Source organism: Streptomyces sp. CNP082, from assembly GCF_059570535.1.
This window is the reverse complement of the sequence record NZ_JCANSZ010000051.1, coordinates 19082-41269: the sequence shown is the minus strand read 5'-3', so window position 1 is coordinate 41269 and position 22188 is coordinate 19082. Positions and strand designations below refer to the sequence as shown.

General features: G+C 72.9%; 20 protein-coding genes and 2 tRNA genes. 14 read left to right on the top strand and 8 right to left on the bottom strand.

Going from position 1 to position 22188, the window contains the following annotated elements:
* Positions 1-13: 13 nt before the first annotated feature.
* The 4 genes from B124_RS29695 to B124_RS29680 all read left to right on the top strand — a co-directional run bounded on the left by B124_RS29695 (position 14) and on the right by B124_RS29680 (position 5245).
* A complete protein-coding gene (locus B124_RS29695; RefSeq protein WP_496506070.1) occupies positions 14-1423 on the top strand; it encodes an FtsW/RodA/SpoVE family cell cycle protein in 1410 nt (469 codons plus the stop codon).
* Positions 1420-2874 carry a peptidoglycan D,D-transpeptidase FtsI family protein gene (locus B124_RS29690; protein ID WP_496506069.1) on the top strand — a complete coding sequence of 485 codons (1455 nt, stop codon included), beginning with the start codon at positions 1420-1422 and terminating at the stop codon, positions 2872-2874. The genes B124_RS29695 and B124_RS29690 overlap by 4 nt, the downstream gene beginning before the upstream one ends.
* A 279-nt stretch (positions 2875-3153) precedes the next feature.
* Positions 3154-5094, top strand: coding sequence for a Stk1 family PASTA domain-containing Ser/Thr kinase (pknB, locus tag B124_RS29685; RefSeq protein ID WP_496506068.1), 1941 nt, complete (start codon positions 3154-3156; stop codon positions 5092-5094).
* A gap of 78 nt (positions 5095-5172) precedes the next feature.
* Positions 5173-5245: transfer RNA gene (locus B124_RS29680), tRNA-Ala, on the top strand.
* A 106-nt stretch (positions 5246-5351) separates the two neighbouring features.
* Here the strand turns inward: B124_RS29680 and B124_RS29675 are convergent.
* The gene (locus B124_RS29675) at positions 5352-6176 is read right to left on the bottom strand and encodes a DUF5324 family protein (RefSeq protein WP_496506067.1); all 825 of its coding nucleotides are present in this window, start codon (positions 6174-6176) and stop codon (positions 5352-5354) included.
* Positions 6177-6356: 180 nt separating this feature from the next.
* Here B124_RS29675 and B124_RS29670 point away from each other — a divergent pair, with 180 nt between their 5' ends.
* Positions 6357-6881 (top strand): peptidylprolyl isomerase, encoded by a 525-nt coding sequence (locus B124_RS29670; protein ID WP_496506066.1) that lies wholly within the window; start codon positions 6357-6359, stop codon positions 6879-6881.
* A 118-nt stretch (positions 6882-6999) separates the two neighbouring features.
* Positions 7000-7899, top strand: a complete 900-nt coding sequence (locus tag B124_RS29665; RefSeq protein ID WP_496506065.1) for a rhomboid family intramembrane serine protease — start codon at positions 7000-7002, stop codon at positions 7897-7899.
* Positions 7900-8210: 311 nt separating this feature from the next.
* On the opposite strand, the gene crgA is transcribed toward B124_RS29665, so the two are convergent.
* Entirely contained in the window at positions 8211-8468 is a 258-nt protein-coding gene (gene crgA, locus B124_RS29660) for a cell division protein CrgA (RefSeq protein WP_027752954.1), read from the bottom strand.
* Between the two features lie 128 nt (positions 8469-8596).
* On the opposite strand from crgA, the gene B124_RS29655 reads away from it, so the two are divergent.
* The 7 genes from B124_RS29655 (at position 8597) to B124_RS29625 (ending at position 16228) form a co-directional block, all read left to right on the top strand.
* The gene (locus B124_RS29655) at positions 8597-9346 is read left to right on the top strand and encodes a DUF881 domain-containing protein (protein WP_496506064.1); all 750 of its coding nucleotides are present in this window, start codon (positions 8597-8599) and stop codon (positions 9344-9346) included.
* A 72-nt stretch (positions 9347-9418) separates the two neighbouring features.
* Positions 9419-9667: a hypothetical protein gene (locus B124_RS29650; protein WP_496506087.1), complete on the top strand. Its 249-nt coding sequence runs from the start codon at positions 9419-9421 to the stop codon at positions 9665-9667.
* Positions 9664-10362 (top strand): aminodeoxychorismate/anthranilate synthase component II, encoded by a 699-nt coding sequence (locus B124_RS29645; RefSeq protein WP_496506063.1) that lies wholly within the window; start codon positions 9664-9666, stop codon positions 10360-10362. The genes B124_RS29650 and B124_RS29645 overlap by 4 nt, the downstream gene beginning before the upstream one ends.
* Positions 10359-12971: a class E sortase gene (locus tag B124_RS29640; protein WP_496506062.1), complete on the top strand. Its 2613-nt coding sequence runs from the start codon at positions 10359-10361 to the stop codon at positions 12969-12971. Before B124_RS29645 ends, B124_RS29640 begins: the two co-directional genes overlap by 4 nt.
* 48 nt (positions 12972-13019) lie before the next feature.
* The gene (locus tag B124_RS29635) at positions 13020-13997 is read left to right on the top strand and encodes a class E sortase (protein WP_496506061.1); all 978 of its coding nucleotides are present in this window, start codon (positions 13020-13022) and stop codon (positions 13995-13997) included.
* 169 nt (positions 13998-14166) lie between these two features.
* Complete coding sequence (locus tag B124_RS29630; RefSeq protein ID WP_496506060.1) at positions 14167-14712, top strand: DNA-binding protein; 546 nt, start codon at positions 14167-14169, stop codon at positions 14710-14712.
* Between the two features lie 46 nt (positions 14713-14758).
* Positions 14759-16228 (top strand): serine/threonine-protein kinase, encoded by a 1470-nt coding sequence (locus tag B124_RS29625; RefSeq protein ID WP_496506059.1) that lies wholly within the window; start codon positions 14759-14761, stop codon positions 16226-16228.
* Between the two features lie 34 nt (positions 16229-16262).
* On the opposite strand, the gene B124_RS29620 is transcribed toward B124_RS29625, so the two are convergent.
* The 4 genes from B124_RS29620 to B124_RS29605 all read right to left on the bottom strand — a co-directional run bounded on the left by B124_RS29620 (position 16263) and on the right by B124_RS29605 (position 19531).
* Positions 16263-17762: a hypothetical protein gene (locus B124_RS29620; protein ID WP_496506058.1), complete on the bottom strand. Its 1500-nt coding sequence runs from the start codon at positions 17760-17762 to the stop codon at positions 16263-16265.
* Positions 17756-18175: a hypothetical protein gene (locus B124_RS29615; protein ID WP_496506057.1), complete on the bottom strand. Its 420-nt coding sequence runs from the start codon at positions 18173-18175 to the stop codon at positions 17756-17758. Before B124_RS29615 ends, B124_RS29620 begins: the two co-directional genes overlap by 7 nt.
* 79 nt (positions 18176-18254) lie before the next feature.
* Positions 18255-19199, bottom strand: a complete 945-nt coding sequence (locus B124_RS29610) for a vWA domain-containing protein (RefSeq protein WP_496506056.1) — start codon at positions 19197-19199, stop codon at positions 18255-18257.
* Between the two features lie 197 nt (positions 19200-19396).
* On the bottom strand, positions 19397-19531 hold the full coding sequence (locus B124_RS29605; protein ID WP_018838829.1) for a DLW-39 family protein: 135 nt from the start codon (positions 19529-19531) through the stop codon (positions 19397-19399).
* Between the two features lie 179 nt (positions 19532-19710).
* Between B124_RS29605 and B124_RS29600 the strand changes: the two genes are divergently transcribed.
* A complete protein-coding gene (locus B124_RS29600; RefSeq protein WP_496506055.1) occupies positions 19711-21216 on the top strand; it encodes an MFS transporter in 1506 nt (501 codons plus the stop codon).
* 52 nt (positions 21217-21268) lie between these two features.
* Here B124_RS29600 and B124_RS29595 read toward each other — a convergent pair.
* Positions 21269-21342 (bottom strand) — tRNA-Ile (locus B124_RS29595).
* Positions 21343-21410: 68 nt separating this feature from the next.
* Positions 21411-22187, bottom strand: a complete 777-nt coding sequence (locus B124_RS29590; RefSeq protein WP_496506054.1) for a DUF3566 domain-containing protein — start codon at positions 22185-22187, stop codon at positions 21411-21413.
* Position 22188: the final 1 nt, after the last annotated feature.

Here is a 22188-nt window from a genome sequence, read left to right as displayed (position 1 = left end):
GGGCGGACCGTACATGAGCAGCAGCCACACCAGCACCATCAGCTCGGTGGCCGCGCCCAGCCGGCGCAACACCGAGCTGGCGATGCTCGTCTTCGCCGTGCTGATCCCGGTCTTCGCCTACGTCAACGTGGGTCTGGCCAAGGAGGACTCGGTCCCCGCCGGCGTCCTCGGCTACGCGGCGGGGCTCGGCTGTCTGGCCGCCGTCGCGCACCTGGTGGTACGGAAGTTCGCCCCGTACTCCGATCCGCTGCTGCTGCCCATCGCCACCCTCCTCAACGGCCTCGGCCTGGTGCTGATCTGGCGCCTCGACCAGGAGCCGGCGCTGACGACGCCCGAGCTGGGCGGCGCGATGGCGCCCGGCCAGCTCATGTGGTCGGCGGTGGGCGTCGGGCTCTTCGTCTTCGTGCTGCTGTTCCTCAAGGACCACCGGGTGCTGCAGCGGTACACGTACATCTCGATGGCCGTGGCGCTGGGCCTGCTGATCATGCCGATGGTGCCGGGCCTCGGCGCCAACGTGAACGGCGCCCGCATCTGGGTGCGCATCCCGGGCCTCGGCTCGCTGCAGCCCGGCGAGTTCGCGAAGATCGTCATCGCGGTCTTCTTCGCCGGCTACCTCATGGTCAAGCGGGACGCCCTGGCGCTGGCCAGCCGCCGCTTCATGGGGCTGTACCTGCCGCGCGGGCGCGACCTCGGCCCCATCCTGGTGATCTGGGGCCTCAGCCTGATGATCCTGGTCTTCGAGACCGACCTCGGCACCTCGATGCTGTTCTTCGGGCTGTTCGTGATCATGCTCTACGTGGCCACGGAGCGCACGAGCTGGATCGTCTTCGGCCTGCTGCTGTCCGCGCTCGGCGCGGTCAGCGTGGCCTCCTTCAACAGCCACATCGGCGACCGCGTCGACAACTGGCTCAACCCGCTGGCGCGCAGCCCCGTCAACGACGGCGTGACCGAGACCGCCCAGGCGATGTACTCCTTCGGCTCCGGCGGCCTCTTCGGCTCCGGCCTCGGCCAGGGCTACTCCCGCCTCATCGGCGGCATCGCCACCAAGAGCGACTACATCCTCGCCACCGTCGGCGAGGAGCTGGGCCTCACCGGCCTCATGGCGATCATCGTCCTCTACGGGCTCCTCATCGAACGCGGCATCCGCACCGCCCTCGCCGCCCGCGACCCGTTCGGCAAGCTGCTCGCGGTCGGGCTGTCCGGCGCGTTCGCCCTGCAGTGCTTCGTCGTCGCCGGCGGTGTCACCGCGCTCATCCCGCTGACCGGCATGACGATGCCGTTCCTCGCCCAGGGAGGCTCCTCGGTCATCGCCAACTGGGCGCTGGTCGCGGTCCTGCTGCGGATCAGCGACACCGCGCGCCGGCCCGCGCCGGCCCCCGCGCCGTCACCCGACGCCGAGATGACCCAGGTGGTACGCACATGAACAAGCCTCTCCGCCGGGTCGCCATCTTCTGCGGCCTGCTCGTGATGGCCCTGCTCGTCCGGGTGAACTGGATCCAGTTCGTCGAGGCCGACGAGCTGCGCAACCACGAGGACAACCGGCGCGTGGCCATCGAGCGCTACGCCCACCCCCGCGGCAACATCATCGTCGGCGACAAGGCGGTCACCGGCTCGACCGAGACCTCGGGCAGCGACTTCAAGTACAAGCGCACGTACAAGGACGGCCCCCTGTGGGCCCCCGTCACGGGCTACGCCTCCCAGGCGTTCGGCGCCAACCAGTTGGAGGCGCTGAACGACGGCATACTCACCGGCAACGACGACCGGCTGTTCTTCAACCGCACGATCGACATGATCACCGGCAAGGACAAGAAGGGCGGCAACGTCGTCACCACCCTCGACGCGAGCGTGCAGAAGGCCGCGTTCGAGGGCCTGGGCGACCGCAAGGGCGCCGTCGCCGCCATCGACCCGGAGACCGGCGCCATCCTCGGCCTCGCCACCAGCCCCAGCTACGACCCGTCCCTGTTCGCGGGCAACTCCAACAAGGACGCGAAGAACTGGAAGGCGCTCAACGAGGACAAGGACAAGCCGATGCTCAACCGGGCGCTGCGCGAGACGTACCCGCCCGGGTCCACCTTCAAGGTCGTCACCGCCGCGGCGGCGCTGGAGAGCGGCGAGTACGACATGGACGAGCCGACCGGCGCCCCGGAGACGTACAAGCTGCCGCTGTCGACCAACACCCTGAGCAACGAGGTCAAGGGCGTGTGCGAGGACGCCACCCTGCGCGAGGCGCTGCAGTGGTCGTGCAACTCGGTCTACGCGATGCTCAGCGACAAGATCGGCAACGAGGGCATGATCGAGATGGCCGAGAAGTTCGGCTTCGGCAACGCCGAACTCGACACCCCGGTCCGCGCCGCCGAGAGCGTCTACCCGGAGATGGACCGCCCGCAGAACGCCATGGGCGGCATCGGCCAGGCGTCCAACCGCGCGACGCCGCTGCAGATGGCGATGGTCGCCGCGGCCGTCGCCAACGACGGCGAGCTGATGAAGCCGTACATGGTCGAGAAGCTGGTCGCGCCGAACCTCAACGACATCGAGGTGACGCAGCCGTCGACGCTCAGCGAGCCGCTGTCCGGTGAGAACGCGCAGAAGATGCAGCAGATGATGGAGACCGTCGTCAACGAGGGCACGGGCTCCAACGCCAGGATCGACGGGGCCACCGTCGGCGGCAAGACGGGTACCGCGCAGCACGGCATCGACAACCGGGACCTGCCGTACGCCTGGTTCATCTCGTACGCCAAGGACCCCGACAGCGGCAAGCAGATCGCCGTCGCCGTCGTCGTCGAGGACGCGAGCGCGAACCGCGACGACATCTCCGGCGGCGGCGTCGCGGCGCCGATCGCCAAGAGCGTCATGGAGGCCGGGCTGGGGCGGTGAGCCGCGCCGGCGGGGGGGAACGATGGAGGGAGAAGTGGAGCACCAGGGGGTGTCCCCCGGGGGGCGGGGCGGGAAAGTGACCGCATGAGGGGAACCGCGGAGCAGCCGCGGGGCGTCACCCGATAGCGGTCGGATACCGGTCGGATATCGGCTGACGGCCTCGCCCGAACGGCGCCATCCGCGCCCGGTACGGTATGCCGAGCAGCACGAGCCGGACACTCCGCCGCCGACGCTCCATTTCGGCACGGGGGCAGGAACGGAAGAGGGCTGGGAGAAGCTATGGAAGAGCCGCGTCGCCTCGGCGGGCGGTACGAGCTGGGCCAGGTGCTCGGCCGCGGCGGCATGGCCGAGGTGTACCTCGCCCACGACACCCGCCTCGGCCGTACGGTCGCGGTCAAGACGCTCCGTGCCGACATGGCCCGCGACCCCTCGTTCCAGGCCCGCTTCCGCCGCGAGGCCCAGTCCGCCGCGTCCCTGAACCACCCCGCCATCGTCGCCGTCTACGACACCGGCGAGGACTACATCGACGGCGTCTCCATCCCGTACATCGTCATGGAGTACGTGGACGGCTCCACCCTGCGCGAGCTGCTGCACTCCGGGCGCAAGCTGCTGCCCGAGCGCACGCTGGAGATGTGCACCGGCATCCTCCAGGCCCTGGAGTACTCGCACCGCAGCGGCATCGTGCACCGCGACATCAAGCCGGCGAACGTCATGCTGACGCGCACCGGCCAGGTCAAGGTCATGGACTTCGGCATCGCCCGTGCGATGGGCGACTCCGGCATGACGATGACGCAGACCGCCGCGGTCATCGGCACCGCGCAGTACCTCTCCCCCGAGCAGGCCAAGGGCGAGCAGGTCGACGCGCGCTCCGACTTGTACTCGACGGGCTGCCTGCTGTACGAACTGCTGACCGGCCGGCCGCCGTTCGTCGGCGACTCCCCGGTGGCGGTGGCGTACCAGCACGTACGCGAGGAGGCGCAGCCGCCGAGCGCGTTCGACCCCGAGGTCACGCCCGAGATGGACGCCATCGTGATGAAGGCGCTCGTCAAGGACCCGGACTACCGGTATCAGAGCGCCGACGAGATGCGCGCCGACATCGACGCCGCGCTGGAGGGCCTGCCCGTCGCCGCGACCGCCGCGATGGGCGCCGCCGGCTTCCCCGTCGACACCCCGACCACCGCCATGACCCCGCAGAACGGCTACGGCACCACGATGCTGCCGCCCGCGCGGGACGACGACGGCGGCATGGGCTACGACGACCGCGGCCCGGGCCGCCGCCGGCAGAAGCGCAGCGGCGCCACGTCCACGGTGCTGCTGATCCTCGCCGGCATCCTGGTCCTCGTCGGCGCCATCTTCATCGGCAAGTCCATCTTCGGCAGCCAGGGCGAGGACCCGGTCAAGGTGCCGGACGTCGTCGGAGAGAAGTTCGCGGACGCCCAGAACTCCATGAGCAACGTCAAGCTCACCCTCACCAAGGAGGGCGAGGAGCGCTGCGACCAGCCCAAGGGCACGGTGTGCAGCACGAACCCCGCCGTCGGCGAGGAGGTCGAGCGCGGCTCGACCGTCACGGCGATCGTCTCCAAGGGCTCGGGTGTGCAGAAGGTCACCGTCCCGGACGTGACGGGCATTGACGCCGACGACGCCGAGGACACCCTGCGCGAGGCGGGCTTCGACGTCGAGCAGGAGGAGCAGGAGTCCAGCGAGCCGGAGGGCGAGGTCCTGGACCAGGACCCGGCCGGCGACACCAAGGCCGCGAAGGGCTCCACCGTCACGCTCACCGTCGCCGCCGCCCCGGAGGAGACCGAGCCCGCGGTGCTCAACGTCCCGAAGGTCGACGGCCTGGCGTACGAGGACGCGAAGGCGACCCTGGAGGGCCAGGGCTTCGTCGTCTCGCGCACGGACCAGCAGACGGGCGACGCGGCACCGGAGACGGTCATCGCGCAGAGCCCGGAGGCCGGCACGGCGGCCACCGAGGGCGACACGGTCACCCTGACCGTCGCCGTCGAGCCGGACGAGCCGGAAACCGTGGCGGTGCCGACGGACCTGGTCAACAAGACCGTCGCGGATGCGCGGGCCCAGTTGGAGGGCATGGGCCTGGCCGTCGGCTTCGTGCCCGGCGCCCCCCAGGACGACACCGCGGTCGTCCTCGGGCACGACCCGGCCGGGGGGACCGAGGTGGAGCCCGGCAGCACCGTGAACCTGGTCACGCGGCCGGGGTAGCGGACCGGGCGGCTCCCGGGCCGGGAGATCACCGCGATGCGAGCGCCCCCGCCGAGCGGGTAGGCTGGGGGCGGCCTCGGGGCCTTAGCTCAGTTGGTAGAGCGCTGTCTTTGCATGGCAGATGTCAGGAGTTCGACTCTCCTAGGCTCCACACCCGTCGCAGAGCCCCGCGGGCCGGTTTTCCCGGCCCCGCGGGGCTCTCGCGGTTCTCGTATGCGGTTCTCCTATGCGGCTCTCGTACGGCGACGGACGTGCGGTCAGAGGTCGTCCTCGCGTTCGTAGTACGCGCGGCGCGTGTCCGTCGACTCGCCAGTCTCCCAGCGGACCGTGCCGCCGCCCTCGGCGTCCATGTCCGACGCCGCCTGGCTGGCCTGGGCGTCCGCGTCCTCGCCGGCGTCCGCGCGGTCGATGCGGGTCTCGCGGTCCATGTACTCGGTGTCGTCGACGATGCGGGTGGTGGAGGCGTCGGCGCCCGGCTCTGTGGCTTCCGGGGGTTCGACCATCCAGTCCGGGTTGATCTGGCGGTCCCACCAGCGCCAGGCGGCGACCGCCCCGGCGGCGAGGGCGCCGAGGACGACGCCGCGCTTGACCGTACGGCCGACGGCCTGGCGGCGGTGCCGCCTGCGGGCCAGGTGGTCGATCTCCGCCGGGCTCACCTCGCCCCGCAGCGCCGACAGCGCCGCGGTGCCGCGGGCGGCGGCCTGCCGGGTCGCGGGGCCCGCGGCGGCCTTCGTCGCGGCTGCCGCGGCCTTCGTCGCCGCGGCGGCGCCCACGACGCGCGGGACGGCGTACGCCGCCGCCTCGCGCGCCCGGCGGGCCGCGCCGGTCGCGGTTCTGTCCAGTTCATCGGGCATCGCCCGGCGCACCTGCCGCACGCGGGGCTCCACGTGGGCGCCGTACGCCACATGCGCGCTCTCGGCCAGGTCGGCGACCTTGGGACCGAGGCGCTCGCGCGCCCCGTGCGCCTTGTGTGCGCACTGGTGCCTGGCGGTGGCGGCGTACGGCGCCACCGCCTCGGCCGCCTGCTGCACGCGGTGCCTCGCCGTGTCAGTGGCCGTGCGTACGCCGTTCTTGCGGGTCACGGAACTCTCCTCCTCGTAAACGGTGACACTGTTCGCCTGCTCACCTGAGTACAGATCATGCCCGGATTCACCCGACTCGGCATGTTCTGTTACTTCCACGACTTGGCGGGACGCTGGGGGTCGTGCGGGCAGGCGTGCGAGGATCAGGGGACGCAAATGAATCCGTAAGGAAGGCACATCGTGGCCGAGCAGCTCTACGCCACCCTGAAGACGAACCACGGCGACATCGAGGTGAAGCTCCTGCCGAACCACGCGCCGAAGACGGTGCAGAACTTCGTCGGGCTCGCCACCGGCGAGCGCGAGTGGACCCACCCGGCGACCGGCAAGGCGTCGCACGACAAGCTCTACGACGGCACCGTGTTCCACCGGGTGATCAGCGGTTTCATGATCCAGGGCGGTGACCCGCTGGGCAACGGCACCGGCGGCCCGGGCTACGAGTTCGCTGACGAGTTCCACCCGGACCTGTCCTTCGACCGCCCGTACCTGCTGGCGATGGCGAACGCGGGTCCCGGCACCAATGGCTCGCAGTTCTTCATCACCGTGGCGCCCACCGCCTGGCTGACCGGCAAGCACACCATCTTCGGTGAGGTCACCGGCGACGCCGGCAAGAAGGTCGTCGACGAGATCGCGGCCGTCAAGACCAAGCGGGCCGACCGTCCCGAGAAGGACGTGGTCATCGAGTCCGTGGAGATCACGAAGCGCTGACCTCAGGGAACCCGGGCGCCCCGCCCGTCGTACCACTAGCAGGCCCACCAGCAGGCGAGGACGACGGGCGGGAGCGCGGGGCGGGGCGTGCGGAGAGCCAGAGGGGACGCGGGAGCTGATGGATCAGGCACCGGGAGGCGGCGCGGAGAAGCCGGCCGAAGAGAGCGGGCTGCCCGGCTGCTACCGGCACCCGGACCGGGAGACCGGCGTGCGCTGCGTGCGCTGCGACCGGCCCATCTGCCCGGAGTGCATGATAAGTGCGTCCGTCGGCTTCCAGTGCCCCGAGTGCGTCCGCGACGGCTCCGGTACGGGCCACGCGCCGGGTGCCGCCGCGCCCCGTACGCTCGCGGGCGGCGTCATGGCGTCGGACCCGCGGCTGATCACCAAGATCATCCTCGGCCTCAACCTCGCGGTCTTCCTCGCCGTGCTCTCCGGCGGCCACCGGGTCAGCGACCCGATGCTGCTCGTCGGACAGGCCGTCTTCTCCTTCGGCGGGCCGATCGAGGGCGTCGCGGAGGGCCAGTGGTACCGGCTGCTCAGCTCCGTCTTCCTCCACGAGGAAGTCGCCCACATCGCGCTGAACATGCTGGCGCTGTGGTTCCTCGGGCCGCCGCTGGAGGCCGCGTTCGGCCGGCTGCGGTTCGTCACGCTCTATCTGCTCTCCGGCCTCGGCGGCAGCGCGCTCTTCTATCTGGTCGCCGCGCCCAACGACGCCGCCCTCGGCGCCTCCGGCGCCATCTTCGGCCTCTTCGGCGCCACCGCGGTGCTGGTGCGCCGGCTGAACTACGACATGCGGCCCGTGCTGGTGCTGCTGGCGATCAACCTGGTCTTCACCTTCACCTGGTCGGGCATCGCCTGGCAAGGCCACGTCGGCGGGCTGGCAATCGGCACGGCAGTCGCGTACGGGTTCGTGCACGCGCCCCGCGGGAAGCGGGTCCTGGTGCAGCGGGCGGTGGCCGCGGGGGCGCTGCTGGTGATCGTCGCGGTGGTCCTGATCCGCACGCTGCAACTGACATAGCGGGCCGGTGCGGCGGGGGACGTAACCTCCGGGCCGCAGCCGCGTTGAGAGGGTGGGGCAAGCAGCCACGCCCAGAGTTGTCCACAGGTAGTCAGCGATCCTGTGCGTACCGTGGGGACAGCCGTTCGATATCGAACATCCCTGCGTTTTCCTTGGCAGGTCGCAGAATCACCGCTGGTCCGGACGGTGTACCGCGGTCGGACCGGCGTCAACGCCACTGAGGTTATCCACAGATCTTCTGCTTTCTGCACAGCTGTGGATGACCTGTGGATAACTCTGCCCAGCGCCGACCGCCGCGGGTCCGGCGGCGGCTACTTCCACTGGGTGGAGACGACGAACCCCGCGAGGATGAAGCCGAAGCCCACCACGATGTTCCAGTTGCCGATCGCGTCGATCGGCAGGTCTCCTGTGGTGACGTAGAACACGACGATCCACGCGAGCCCGATGACGAACAGCGCCAGCATCAGCGGCGCCACCCAGCTCCTGCCGGAGCCGGACAGCTTGAACTCACCCGACTTCGGCGGCGGCGGGGTGTAATCGGCCTTCTTACGGATCCGTGACTTCGGCACGAGAGACTCTCCTGTCGACGCTGCGGTTGCGGGCCTGTCGGGGAGGCCCCGAGCCGCGGGGGCGGCTCCTTCCCCGGGCGTGTCCGTTAGCGTAGTCCTTCCACGGGGGGTAAGGAGACAAGGGTACGGTGACCAATTCCGCACAGCGGCTCCGTATCAGGCCCGCGCGGCTGTTCACCTTCGCCGCCTTCGGCCTCGCCGGGCTGATCTTCTGGACGAGCTTCAACACCGCGCAGGGCACCAACCTGCGCACCGACGACTCCATGCTCCGCCTCTCGGACCTCATCTACGAGCGCGACCGCGCCAACCAGCGCCTCGACGGCGACAACTCCTCCCTCCGCGAGGAGGTCGACGCCCTCGCCGAGCGCGACCACGGCGCCGGCACCGCCCCCGGCAGGCAACTGCGGGAGGCGGAGCGGGCGGCGGGGGCAACCGAAGTCGAGGGCGCCGGGCTCACCGTGACCCTCACCGACGCCCCGCCGGACGCCACCGCGCTCATCCCCGGCGTCCCGGAGCCCACGCCGGACACCCTCGTCGTGCACCAGCAGGACCTCCAGGCCGTCGTCAACGCCCTGTGGGCGGGCGGCGCGGAGGGCATCCGGGTCATGGACCAGCGGCTGATCTCCACCAGCGCGGTGCGCTGCGTCGGCAACACCCTGATCCTGCAGGGCCGGGTGTACTCGCCCCCGTACACGGTCACCGCGGTCGGTAACCGCAGTGACCTCCAGAAGGCCCTGGACGCCGAGCCCGCGGTGCAGAACTACCTGCGCTACGTGGAGGCGTACGGCCTCGGCTACGAGGTCGACGCGCACGACTCGGTGACGCTGCCCGGCTACTCCGGGACCGTCGGCCTGCACCACGCCCGCCCCGTGGAGTGACGACTCCCACGTCCTCCCGGCCGGTGGCGCGTGGGAAGCCCACCGCTTCGCGGGGCACGGGTCGTTAGTCTGGTGACTCGTACGGACGAATTCGGCATCGACCACGGGTACACACAGGCAACAGCGGAGATCGGCGAAGAGGGACCCATGTACGGCTGGATCTGGCGGCATCTGCCGGGCAACGCGCTGGTACGGGCGCTGATCTCGCTCATCCTCGTGCTCGGCATCGTCTTCCTGCTCTTCCAGTACGTCTTCCCCTGGGCCGAGCCGCTGCTGCCGTTCAACGACGTCACCGTCGACGAGGGAGCCGCCCGGCGATGAACGCGCGCATTCTGGTCGTGGACAACTACGACAGCTTCGTCTTCAACCTGGTCCAGTACCTCTGCCAGCTCGACGCCACATGCGAGGTGCTGCGCAACGACGAGGTGACCCCGCAGCACGCGGACGCCGGGTTCGACGGCGTGCTGCTGTCCCCCGGGCCCGGCACGCCGGAGCAGGCGGGGGTGTGCGTCGAGATGGTGCGGCACTGCGCGGCCCGGCGGCTGCCGGTGTTCGGGGTCTGCCTCGGGATGCAGTCGATGGCCGTCGCGTACGGCGGTGTCGTCGGCCGGGCGCCGGAGCTGCTGCACGGCAAGACCTCGCCGGTCACGCACGGCGGGGCGGGCGTGTTCGCGGGGCTGCCGTCGCCGTTCACGGCGACGCGGTACCACTCCCTGGCCGTCGAGCGGGAGTCCCTTCCCGCTGAGCTGGCGGTCACGGCGGAGACGGACAGCGGCCTGGTGATGGGGCTGCGCCACCGCGAGCTGCCGGTGGAGGGCGTGCAGTTCCACCCGGAGTCCGTGCTGACGGAGTGGGGGCACCGGATGCTGGCGAACTGGCTGGTCGAGTGCGGGGACGGCGGGGCCGTCGAGCGGTCGGCGGGCCTGGCGCCGGTGGTGGGCCCGACCCCGCGGGACGTGGCGCCGGCGGGCGGGCTGGTGCCCGCGGGCGGTGGGCCGGCCGGGACCGCGGGGTGACCGACACCCGGCCGGACGGCAACGCACCGGGGCGCGCGGAGGAGCGCGAGCCGGGGCGCGAAGCGCGTTACCACGGCTACCCCGATCCGGGCGCCCCCGCGCAGCCGGCGGACGACGCCGCGGACCCGCTCGGCGGCGCGCAGTCCGGCGGCCGGCCGCCGCTGCCGCGCCGGGGCGCGCCGGGGGCGGACGGGCGCGCGGTACCGGGCGGGCACGGGGCGCGCCGGCCGGGCGCCGGGGCCTCCGGCGGGAGCGCCGGGGGGACGGGGCCGGGGTACGGCGCCGGTACGGGGCCGGGTCCCGGCGGTTACGGCGCGGGAGCCGGGGGCGGCGACGGGACGTACGAACCGGGGCCCGCCGCCGGGGGCCGGGGCCCGAGGACCGGGGGGTACGGCGCCGGGGCCGGTGGCTACGGCGCGGGGAGCGGCGGGCAGGATCCGCTGGAGCAGGGCCACCTGCCGGAGTACGCGCACCGCAACCCGCTGCGCGGCGACCCGCTGCCGCCGCCGCGCGGCGCCGACGCGGGGGCACAGCCGGGCGCGCAGCCGGGGCCGCATCAAGGGACACATCCGGGGACACATCCGGGGACACATCCGGAGACCCATCTGGGTACTCAGCCCGGCCAGCACGCCCAGGCACCGCACGGGCAGCAGCCGCAGGGCCGCTTCGCGCCGGGGCAGGGCCCGCAGCAGCAGAGCCCGCAGGGCCGGACCCCGCAGCCGCAGCATCCGCAGCCCTCGTACCCGCAGCCGCACGTCCCCCGGCAGGGGCCCGCGTCCGCCGACGGCCCGCGCCCCCGGCCGCTGGAGCCCCGGCCCGAGTCACCGACGTCGGCGGTCTCCCGCTGGTTCCGGCCGCACACCCCGCCGGACACCCACGACCCCAACGCCGCCCCCGCGCAGGGCACTCCGCGAAACGATCCGCCACCCCACCAGCCCGGCCAGGGCCAGGGCGGCTACGCGCCCGCCGCGGACCCGCACCGCCGGGACGACGGCGCCGCGTCCGGCGGCTACGCACCCTCGCCGTACCCCCGCACCGATCCGCCGGCCGGCCCTGCGCCGCTCGTCCCGCAGGAGGGAACCGCGGCGCAGTACCCGATGTCGTCGTACGACGCCGGCCTGCACCCGTCCCCGTACGCCGACGCGCCCGAGGCAGCCGCGTACGGGCAGCAGGCCCCCGCCGCGTACGGCCAGCAGGCCCCGGCGTCGTACGACCCGCACCTGCTCGGCTACGACCAGGCCCCCGCCGACCCCCTCGGCGACCCCCGCCCCGCGACCTCCGGCGACCCGCTGACGGACCCCCTCGGCCCGGCGGCCCAGGCCGGCCGTACGGCCCCGGCGAGCGACCCGCTGACCGACCCGCTCGGGACGGCCACCACGCCGGGCCACGCCGCGCCCGCCGCAGACCCCCTCGCAGACCCCCTCACCGACCCCCTCGCCGACCCTCTCCCCGGCGAGACCCCCAAGCCCGCCGCCCCGCGCCGCCACGCCGGACGGCCCGCCGTCGAGGAGCAGCAGCCCTACGCAGCACCCGCCCAGGGCCGGCACGCCGGCGGCGCCACCGCCGCGGGCCCCGCCCCCGCGGACACGGGCGCTGCCCCCGCTGCCCCCGCCGGTACGGCGCCTGGCCACCGCGACCCCTCCCCCTGGGGCGACCTCTCCGCCGCCGCCCACACCGGCGCCCCCGCACCGGCCGGCACCGCCCGTACCCCCGGCCCTACCGCGGCCCCCGCCACCCCCGCCCCGGACGAGCAGCGCCTCACCTGGGGCACCGCCCCCGCCACCCGCCGCCGCGGCCCGGCCGCGGGCGAAGGCCGCGGCGACCGCGAGGACCGCACCGTTCAGACGATGTCCCTGAACGTCGCCCGCGCCCTCGGCGGCCGCATGGCCGCCCGCAAGGCCGCCCGCGCCGCGAAGCAGCAGCGCACCGTGCTGATCAGCCGGATCACCGGCGAGGCGTTCATCACCTTCGGCGTGCTGATGCTCCTCTTCGTCGTGTACCAGCTCTGGTGGACCAACGTCCTCGCCGACCGCGAGTCCCGGCAGGAGGCCAAGCAACTGGAGGAGCAGTGGAAGCGCGGCGAGGGGGCGGGCAAGGAGGACGCCCGCGACCCGGGGGCGTTCGAGGCCGGCGAGGGCTTCGCCATCATGCACATCCCCTCGCTGGACGTGAACCGCCCGGTGGCGCAGGGCATCGACAAGCAGAAGGTCCTGGACCGCGGGCTCCTCGGCCACTACTCGGAGGGGGACCTCAAGACCGCGATGCCGTGGGACGAGAAGGGGAACTTCGCGGTCGCCGGGCACCGCAACACCCACGGCGAGCCCTTCCGGTACATCAACAAGCTGGAGGAGGGGGAGGAGATCATCGTCGAGACCAAGGACACGTACTACATCTACAAGGTGTCCAGCACGCTGCCCTCCACCTCGCCGTCGAACACCGACGTCATCGATCCGGTGCCCGAGGGGTCGGGGTTCACCGAGCCGGGCCGCTACGTCACACTAACGACCTGTACACCTGAGTACACGTCCAAATATCGGCTTATTGTCTGGGGCAAGATGGTCGAGGAGCGTCCGCGCAGCGAAGGCAAGCCCGACGCGCTCATGGACTGAGCGGTACGGGCGGCCGGAGGCCGGCGGGACGGAACGAACGGGGAAGCGGTGGCAGCGACGGGCGATGAGCGGGAGAGCAGACCGGCAGCCAGAGCCGCGGAAGAGGCTGCGCAGGAAGCCCCGGAGCAGGAAGCCCCGGAGCAGGGCGCGGAGGAGTCCGTAGCGGACGAGACCGCGGCGGAGTCCGCGGCGGAGTCCGCGGCGGAGTCCGCAGCGGAAGGCCCAGGGGAGGGCCCCGCGGAAGACGCAGCAGAAGGCCCGGCAGACGACGCGGCGGAAAGCCCGGCCCCGGCCCGCCCCCGACGCCGCCGCCAGCGCCACCCCCACGGCCGGCGCTCTCGCCGCGGCGTCCTCGCCGGGGCCGTCAGCCTCGTCGGCGAGGTGATGATCACCATCGGCGTCCTCATGGCGCTCTTCGTCGTCTACTCCCTGTACTGGACGAACGTCCAGGCCAACCGCGCCGCCGGCCGCATGACCGACGACCTGCGCGAGTCCTGGGAGAAGACCCCCGACGACGGCAAGCCCCGCCCCGTGAACATCGGCGACCTCAAGGGCGGCATCGGCTTCCTGCACGTGCCCGCGATGGAGGAGAACATCCTCGTGCGGAAGGGCACCGCGACCGAGGACCTCAACAAGGGCGTCGCCGGCTACTACACCGAGCCCGTGAAGTCGGCCATGCCCTGGGACCGCCGCGGCAACTTCACACTCGCCGCGCACCGCGACGGGCACGGCGCCAAGTTCCACGACATCCACCGCATCGAGGAGGGCGACCCGATCGTCTTCGAGACGAAGGACCGCTGGTTCGTCTACAAGACGTACGCCGTCCTCTCCGAGACCTCGAAGTACAACACCTCCGTGCTGGACAAGGCCCCCGAGGAGTCCGGGAAGACCAAGCCCGGCCGGTACATCACGCTCACCACGTGCACCCCGATGTACACCTCCCGGCACCGCTACGTCGTCTGGGGCGAGCTGGAGCGCGTGGACCGCGTCGACGAGCAGCGCACTCCGCCGCCCGAGCTCTCCTGAGTACCGCGGTGCGCCCCCTGGTTTGGCACGCGTAGACCGTCGCGGACGTGGAGGAACGCGTCCCGGTTATCTCCCCTCCCCAAGGTCTGTCTGGGCGCGGTCCCGCTCCGTAGGATGCAGTTCGCAAGCGCGAATCTGGACTCGGGGACATCTGGGGAGGCCGCACGGCATGGGAGCTCCACGGCAGGACACCAGCGAACGCGCAAGAGAGCTACAGCGAAGCTGGTATGGCGAACCGCTGGGCGTGCTGTTCCGGCGGCTGATCGACGATCTCGGCCTCAACCAGGCGCGGCTGGCCGCCGTGCTCGGTATTTCGGCGCCGATGCTGTCGCAGCTCATGAGCGGGCAGCGGGCGAAGATCGGCAATCCGTCGGTGGTGCAGCGGGTGCAGGCGCTGCAGGAGCTGGCCGCGGAGGTGTCGAGCGGCAGCGTTTCGGCGGCGGAGGCGGCGGAACGGATGGAGAGCATCCGCAAGAGCGCGGGAGGGGCGGTGCTGGGGACGACGCAGACGCAGTCGTCGACCGGATCGACGACGGTGCGCCGCGTCGTCCGGGAGATCCAGTCGCTGCTGCGCTCGGTGGCCGCCGCCGGCGACATCATCGACGCGGCGGACCGGCTCGCGCCGACCCATCCGGAGCTGGCAGAGTTCCTCCGGGTGTACGGCGCGGGTCGCACCGCCGATGCCGTAGCACATTACGAAGCACATCAGTCATAACCGGATGAATTGCTAAAGGAACCGTACAAAGGGCGGGCGCAGCAGCATGGGTGAGGTCTTCGCTGGGCGGTACGAGCTGGTCGATCCGATCGGCCGGGGCGGGGTCGGCGCGGTCTGGCGCGCCTGGGATCACCGGCGGCGGCGCTATGTGGCGGCCAAGGTGCTGCAGCAGAGCGACGCGCACACGCTGCTGCGCTTCGTCCGCGAGCAGGCGGTACGCATCGACCACCCCCATGTGCTGGCACCCGCCAGTTGGGCGGCGGACGACGACAAGGTGCTGTTCACGATGGACCTGGTGCGCGGCGGCTCACTGGCCCATCTGATCGGCGACTACGGACCGCTCCCGCCGCGGTTCGTCTGCCTGCTGCTCGACCAACTGCTGGCGGGGCTGGCCGCGGTGCACGGCGAGGGCGTCGTGCACCGCGACATCAAGCCGGCGAACGTGCTGCTGGAGGCGACCGGCACCGGCCGGCCGCACCTGCGGCTCTCCGACTTCGGCATCTCCATGCGCAAGGGCGAGCCGCGGCTGACGGACACCAACTTCGTCGTCGGCACGCCCGGTTACTTCGCGCCGGAGCAGATGCTCGGCGCCGAACCGGACTTCCCCGCGGACCTGTTCGCGGTGGGGCTGCTGGCGCTGTACCTGCTGACCGGGGAGCGTCCGGACGGGGACGCGCTGGTGAAGACGTTCCTGACCCACGGCGTGCCACCGGCTCCTGCCGAGGTGCCGGAGCCGCTGTGGCAGGTGCTCGCGAGCCTGCTCCAGCCGGACCCGGACGCGCGGTTCCGGACGGCGACGGGCACGCGGAAGGCGCTGACGGAGGCGGCGGAGCTGCTGCCGGAGCTGGATCCGGCGGAGGAGCCGGTGGAGGTCTTCGACCAGCTCGGGCCGCTGCCGGCGGGATTCGGGCCGCGGGGCCCGGAGCGGCCGGAGCGGGGCGGGGGCGAGGACCGGCCGGACGCCGGTTCGGGTCTGGGCGCTGGTCCTGGTCTTGGCCCTGGTCCGGGTGTGGGCCCTGGTCCTGGTTCTGGTCCTGGTCCTGGTCCGGCCGGTGGTACGGGTGCCGCCGCGGCGGCGGGGCCGTCGGGCGCGGGTGTACCCGGCCCGGCGTACGCCCCCGGCGCCACCGGACACGTACCGGCGCCCGCCGCCGCGCATGCCGCGGCCGAGGCGGGCCCGGCGGGTCCCGGCTCCGCGCAGCGGCCCGCGCCGGGTGCGCCGGGTGCGCCGAGTGCGGGAGGACCGGACGAAGCGACGAGCTACGGCATCGCGCCGCCCGCGGCGGCGCAGCCGCCGACGCCGACACCCACGGCCCCGTACACGACCGCCCACCCGCAGCACCCGCAACCCCAACAGCCCCCACCGCAGCCTCAGCAGCACCAGCCCCAGCCGCCCCCGCCGGGCGCCCGCCAGCCGGAACGGCGACCGGGACCGCCGGCGAAGGCGGCGGTCCCGGTCGTGGTGCTCGCGGTGCTGCTGATGGCGGCCGGCGTCTGGGCCCTGGTCTCGGGCTGACGCCCGGCTTCCCCTGCTACTGCCTGCTGCCCTGCTACGTCCGCCAGTTCTGCTGCGGCGGCAGCGGCGGGTGCCCGTCTCCGTACGGCCGCTCGCCGTACGGCGGACCCACCGGCCCGCCGCCGTACGCCCCCGGCGCCGTCTGCGTGTCCTCACGCGCCACCTGCGGGCTCATCGCCGCGAGCGGCACCGCCCGGCGCCGCGCCAGCAGCGTCCACAGCCCGAGGCCCGCCAGCAGCAGCACGCCCGCGCCGATCCCGGCGACCGCCAGGATCTTCTTCCCGGTACCGCCGCCGTCACCGTCTTCGTCGGCCGCCGTGCCCGCCGCCGCCGTGTCGCGGTCGTCGTCTGTCACGCCGAACCCGGCCGCCGCCGCGTCCCCGTCGTACGCCGGGCCCTCCTCCGGCTCGCCCTTGATGGTCGTGCGCAGCTCCACCGGCACCGGCCCGTCCGCGAACTCGCCGACCTCCTCCGACACGGTGACCGCGACGTAGTACCAGCCCGCGAAGCCGATGTTGCCGAAGTCCCGGCCGTACACCGCGTAGCGGTTCTCGTACGCCACCGGCGGGCTCAGCGAGGGGATCGCCGCGGGGTCGTCGCCGTAGTACGTCTCGTTCCGGCTGGCGATGAACCCGCGCGCCGGGTTGTAGAAGTCGACGCGCACCCCGTTCGAGGCGAACCCCGACTCGTCGCTGACCTGCGTCGTGCCGAACTCGGTCTGCAGGAAGAGCTGCTGGCCCCAGTCCAGCGGCACCCGGTAGAAGTGCGTGTCACCCGGCCGGATCTTGTCCGTCCACACCCCGTGGTCGATGCCGACCGCGTCGTTGAACCCGGTGCCGCCCTTGCGCGGCTCGGCCTTGTCCGTGGGCGGGGGCGGCGGCTGCGTGGGGACGGAATCGGGGTCCGGCGGCGTCGTGGACGTGGCCTTCGCCAGCGGCGGCTCCGCCATGAAGCGCAGCTCCAGCGGCCAGGGGGCCGGGCTGGAGGTCGCGTCGCTGACGCGGGTGACGATGAGGTTGTAGACGCCGGGCTCCTGGCAGGGGCCGTCGGGATCGGCCACGCGCCAGACGTAGTTGGCGATGGGCCGGGAGGCGCCGTCGGCGGCGAAGTCGGCGTCGGAGCTGCTGCACCGGTCGCCGCCCTTGCTCTCCAGCTCCAGCTCCAGGCCGTCGCCGTACGCGACCTTCGTGCCCGGCTTCGGCGCGGCCACGGCGGATATCCAGGCGTTGGACTTCGCGTCGAGCGTGACGCTGTAGTAGAGGGTGTCGCCCGGGGCGATGGAGTCGGTGTAGGTCTTGCCGGCCGCCACCTCCTCGCCACCCGTGCTGCTCGCGGCGCCCTCGATGGGCTCGGCGTCCTTCGCCGTCCGGTACTGGCCGGCGTCGACCGGCGAGTTCACCGGGGCCGCAGCCGGTGCACCGGCACGCTCCCCGGCCGGAGCCGCCGAAGCGGGAGCCGCCGCCGAGAGCGCGGCCAGCGCGCCCAGCGCCGCCGCGGCGGCGGCCGGCCCCGCCATCGTTCGCGTTCTCACCATCCACCCCTTACGCCGTTGCCTGCCGCCACCTCTGACGTCGCCGGCCGCTTCCGGTTCCGTACGATCACGAACGCGGCCCCCGCGCCGACGAGCAGCACGCCCCCCGCGATCCCGCCGGCGAGCGGCAGCACGGAGTCCGATGATTCCCCGTCCCCCGCGGCCCGCGCATCACCTTTGCCGGTGTCCTTGCCGTCTCCGCCGTCCTTGCCGTCCGCGACCGCCGGCGCCCCGTGCTGCGGGCCGGACTTCTCCTCGCCCAGCACGTCCACGCGCAGCACGACGCCGATGGCCGTGTTCCGCGCGAACCGCGCGGCCGCGGGCCCCAGCGAGACCGACAGGTAGTACTCCCCGCCGCGCCGCGCAGGCAGGACCGCGCTGCCGACCTCGTACCGGTTGGTCCAACTGACCGGCACCGTACCGAGGTCGGAGGCGACGGGCTCACCGTATTGACGCCCTCGTCTGCCCGAGGGCAGACGATTCCGGTCTGCACCACTACGTGGTGCTCCCTTGGGTTCCTGCTTCGCTGGCCCTTGCCATCTCCCCGGAAGGAGCGGGTCTTACATGGGCCTCCACAGGCGGTACTTTCCGCCCGTCCGGCGGCAGGTCCGCCAATCCCGTTGTCGGACAAAGCGACTGTAGCAGCGGCGCTGCGGCCGTACGGCCGCCACGGTCCGGATGCCCTTCTCCTCCACCCTGAAGGGCGGAACACCGGACACGCGTCCGGTAGCGGTCGCCGCCCTCGCCAGGGATGCGGCTGACGGCGTTGGTCAGCGGCTGGGCGCCCTCGTCCTGCTCGAAGCGGTCGTCCTGGGCGTCGCACCGGGTCGCGTAGTCGTCGGTGGCCTGCAGCTCCAGCTCGATGCCGTCGCCGTACGCGACGGGCACGCCCGGCTGCGGTACGGCGGTGACGCCGAAGTCGGCGGCGGAGGCGGCGTCCAGCGCGCCGGGCGGGCGCTCGGGGAGGTCCCGGGCGGCCTGCTGCAGCGCGTAGCCGATGGGGGTGTCGCCCTTCGGCTTCACATCTGCTACGGCGTCCTTGACGCGGCCCCGGTCCAGCTCCTCGACGGGCACGGCGAGCCGGGTGTCGGTGCAGCCGCTGGCGCGGTCGGCGCCGTAGACGCGCAGGCCGGTCGGGTAGCCGTCGGGCAGGGCGTCGACGACGGTGCCCACGGCCTCGCGGGCGGACTCGATCCGGGTGGCGCCGGAGCCGTCGTCGTCGGCCATGGAGCCGGAGGAGTCCAGCACCATCGCCAGTCCGTTGCCGGTCAGCGCGGGGGCCGCGGGCTCAGCGGGGGCTGCGGGCGCGGCGGGTGTCCCCGGCGCGCCGGGTGCGGCGAGCGCCGCCGGCAGCGGGGCGGCGGCCAGCGCGGCGGTGAGCGCCGTGGTCACGCCCGCGTACGCGGGCCGTCTGACCCGGCCTCGCAGTGGTCGTCCCATGACATGTCCCCCTCGTCCTCCGCCATGTGCTCATGCACCGTAAAACGTGTGCAGTAGCAAACAACAGGGGGTGTGCGTCACGGTCGTGCAACACAGCCGGGTCATGCCGAGGCCCCAGCCGCACCGCCGCAGAAGCGGCGGGGCCGGGGCCCGGAGCCGGCCGGCGAGCCGGCGGCTCTGCTGGGAACTCTCGCGTCTCAGACGCCCGAAGAGGAGGGCACCGAGTCGGTGGCCTCCGTCCACAGGTCTTGCTCGGCGCGATCCGCCTGGATCTGGCGGTACACGAGAAGCCCGCCCAGAGCGGCCAATGCGATCAGGAACAGCTTCTTCACCGCGCTACCTCGTCCTTCCAGAGACATTGGACTACGAAGCCCGATGATACACAGCGCAAACGACACCGGAGGGGGCTCAGTAGCACGGCACTAGGACGGCACTAGGACCTGAGACCCCCGTCCCGGTTCCATCCGGCGCCCGATCCGTACGCGCCCCTCGGCCGCGCACGATGGCACCCATGACCACGCCCGACACGACCGATGCGACCCACACGACCGACGTCACCGACACCGCCGAGAGGGCAGCCACCACGAAGGCGACCGGTCCGGCCGGCAGTCCGCGAACCCCCGCCCCCGGCGCGGCACCTCCCCCGTCCCGGCTCTGGCCGGTGCTGCTCGCCTCGTACATCGGCCAGTTCCTCGTCGTCCTCGACGTCTCCGTCGTCAACGTCGCCCTGCCCAGCATGCGCGACGACCTCGCCCTCAGCGGCAGCGCGCTGCAGTGGGTCGTCAACGGCTACGCCCTCACCTTCGCCGGCTTCCTGCTGCTCGGCGGCCGGCTCGCCGACCTCTTCGGCCCCAAGCACGTCTACCTCGCCGGCCTCGGCCTCTTCGCCGCCGCCAGCCTCGCCGGCGGCCTGGCGCAGAGCGACGCCGTGCTCATCACCGCCCGCGCCGCCCAGGGCGTCGGCGCCGCGCTCCTGGCCCCCGTCACCCTCTCCCTGCTGACCCGGGCCCTGCCCGAGGGCGCCGCCCGCAGCCGGGCCATCGCCGCCTGGACGGCGGTCGGCGCCGCCGGCGGTGCCACCGGCGGGCTCATCGGCGGCGTGCTCACCGACTACGCGTCGTGGCGCTGGGTGCTGCTGATCAACGTGCCGATCGGCGTCGCCGTCGGCGCCGTCGTGCTGCTCTGGCTGCGCGAGCACCACCGCGGCGCCGACCACCCCGCCCTGGACCTCCCCGGCGCCGCGCTCGTCACCAGCGGCGTCGGCGCCGTGGCGTACGGCATCACCGAGACCGAGTCCTCGGGGTGGACCTCCGGGGCCGCCCTGCTGCCGCTGCTGGCCGGGCTCGCGGCGCTGGCGGGCTTCGTCGCCGTGGAGGCGCGGGCCGCGCAGCCGCTGATGCCGCTGCGGCTGTTCCGTATCCGCGCGGTGGCCGTCGGCAACGTCGTGACCCTCGTCAGCATGATCGGCGCGTTCGCGATGTGGTACTTCCTCACCCTCTACATGCAGACCGTCCTCGGCTACAGCGCCGTCCGCACCGGCCTGGCCTTCCTCCCGCACACCGCCGCGCTCATCCTCGCCTCGCAGTTCGCGCCCCGCCTCACGGCCCGCTTCGGCAGCCGCACGATGACGGTGGCGGGCGGGCTGCTCCTGGCCGGGGGCTTCCTGTGGCAGTCGGCGGCGCTGGCCGCGGACGGCACGTTCGCCACCGCGATCCTCGGCCCGGCGCTGCCCATGGCCGCGGGCATGGCGGTGCTGATGGCGCTGCTGACCGACGTGTCCACCTCGGGCGTCGAGGAGCGCGACGCCGGCGGCGTCTCCGGCCTGGTCAACACCTCCCGCCAGATCGGCGCGGTGCTGGGCCTGTCGATCCTCGGCGCCGTCTCCGCCTCCGCGGAAGGCGGCGGCCCCGTGACCGGCTACGCCCGCGCCTTCCTGGCCGCCGGCCTGATCACCGGCGCCTCGATGCTCCTGGTCCCCTTCCTCCCCCGGCCCGCCGGCAGGCCCGTACGCGCCTGACACAGCAGAAGGGCGCCTCCTCGTGACGAGGAGGCGCCTTTCGGGTTTCCGGTGCGGCTACCAGGACTTGAACCTGGGGCCTCATCCTTATCAGGGATGCGCTCTAACCGACTGAGCTATAGCCGCGCGCTGCACAGAGATTACCCCACCGCAGAGCCGCGGCCCAAATCGATAGCGGGCCCACCCGGCGGCTGCTACTCGTCCTCCGCGAGCGTGACCTCGATGCCGCCGACGAAGCCCGCGGAGAGGTTGTAGATGAACGCGCCCAGCGTCGCCAGCGCCGTGGCGAGGACCACGTCGATCAGCGCCACCACTGCCGTGAACCCGACCACCCGGGGCAGCGACAGGAACGACTCCAGGTCGAAGCCGGCCGAGTCGTCCGAGCCGGTGGCCTCGCTGATCGTGCCGCCGACCGTGCTGAAGACGCCCATCGCGTCCAGCACCATCCACAGCACCGTCACGGCCACGATCGTGCAGATGCCCAGCGCGATGGAGAGCAGGAAGCTGACCTTCATCACCGACCACGGGTCGGCCTTGGCGACCCGCAGCCGCGCCTTGCGGGTGCGCGGCACCGTACGGGCGCCGGTGCGCGACCTGCGTACGCCTGCGGCCGTCTGCTGCGCCTGCTCGTACGCCTGACCGCGCCCCGGCGTACGGCCCCCGGCGTGGCCGGCGGCGGCCCCGCCGGCCGGCGGGGTGTACGCCTGCGGCGGGTGGTGCGGAGCCGGCGGGGCGGCGGGGGCGGCCGTCGGCGGCGGCATCGGGCCCTCGGGGGCGCTGTCGTACGTGTACGTGTGCGCTTGCGGGTCCGCTTCCGCACCCCCGGCTCCCGGGGAACCGGAGGCGCCGCGTCTGCGCCTGCCCCGGCCGCCGTGCCCGGCGCCGGCGGCGTCCGGACCGGCCGGGGGGTTCGGCTGCGCGTACCCCTCGGCCCGCGCCGGACCGGCACCGGCGCCCGTGGCTCCACTCACG

Coding starts and splice junctions, on each gene's coding strand:
- B124_RS29695 (WP_496506070.1), top strand. CDS start 14: ATGAGCAGCAGCCACACCAGCACCATCAGCTCGGTGGCCGCGCCCAGC.
- B124_RS29690 (WP_496506069.1), top strand. CDS start 1,420: ATGAACAAGCCTCTCCGCCGGGTCGCCATCTTCTGCGGCCTGCTCGTG.
- pknB (WP_496506068.1), top strand. CDS start 3,154: ATGGAAGAGCCGCGTCGCCTCGGCGGGCGGTACGAGCTGGGCCAGGTG.
- B124_RS29665 (WP_496506065.1), top strand. CDS start 7,000: ATGGATCAGGCACCGGGAGGCGGCGCGGAGAAGCCGGCCGAAGAGAGC.
- B124_RS29645 (WP_496506063.1), top strand. CDS start 9,664: ATGAACGCGCGCATTCTGGTCGTGGACAACTACGACAGCTTCGTCTTC.
- B124_RS29630 (WP_496506060.1), top strand. CDS start 14,167: ATGGGAGCTCCACGGCAGGACACCAGCGAACGCGCAAGAGAGCTACAG.
- B124_RS29625 (WP_496506059.1), top strand. CDS start 14,759: ATGGGTGAGGTCTTCGCTGGGCGGTACGAGCTGGTCGATCCGATCGGC.
- B124_RS29620 (WP_496506058.1), bottom strand. CDS start 17,762: ATGGTGAGAACGCGAACGATGGCGGGGCCGGCCGCCGCCGCGGCGGCG.
- B124_RS29610 (WP_496506056.1), bottom strand. CDS start 19,199: ATGGGACGACCACTGCGAGGCCGGGTCAGACGGCCCGCGTACGCGGGC.
- B124_RS29600 (WP_496506055.1), top strand. CDS start 19,711: ATGACCACGCCCGACACGACCGATGCGACCCACACGACCGACGTCACC.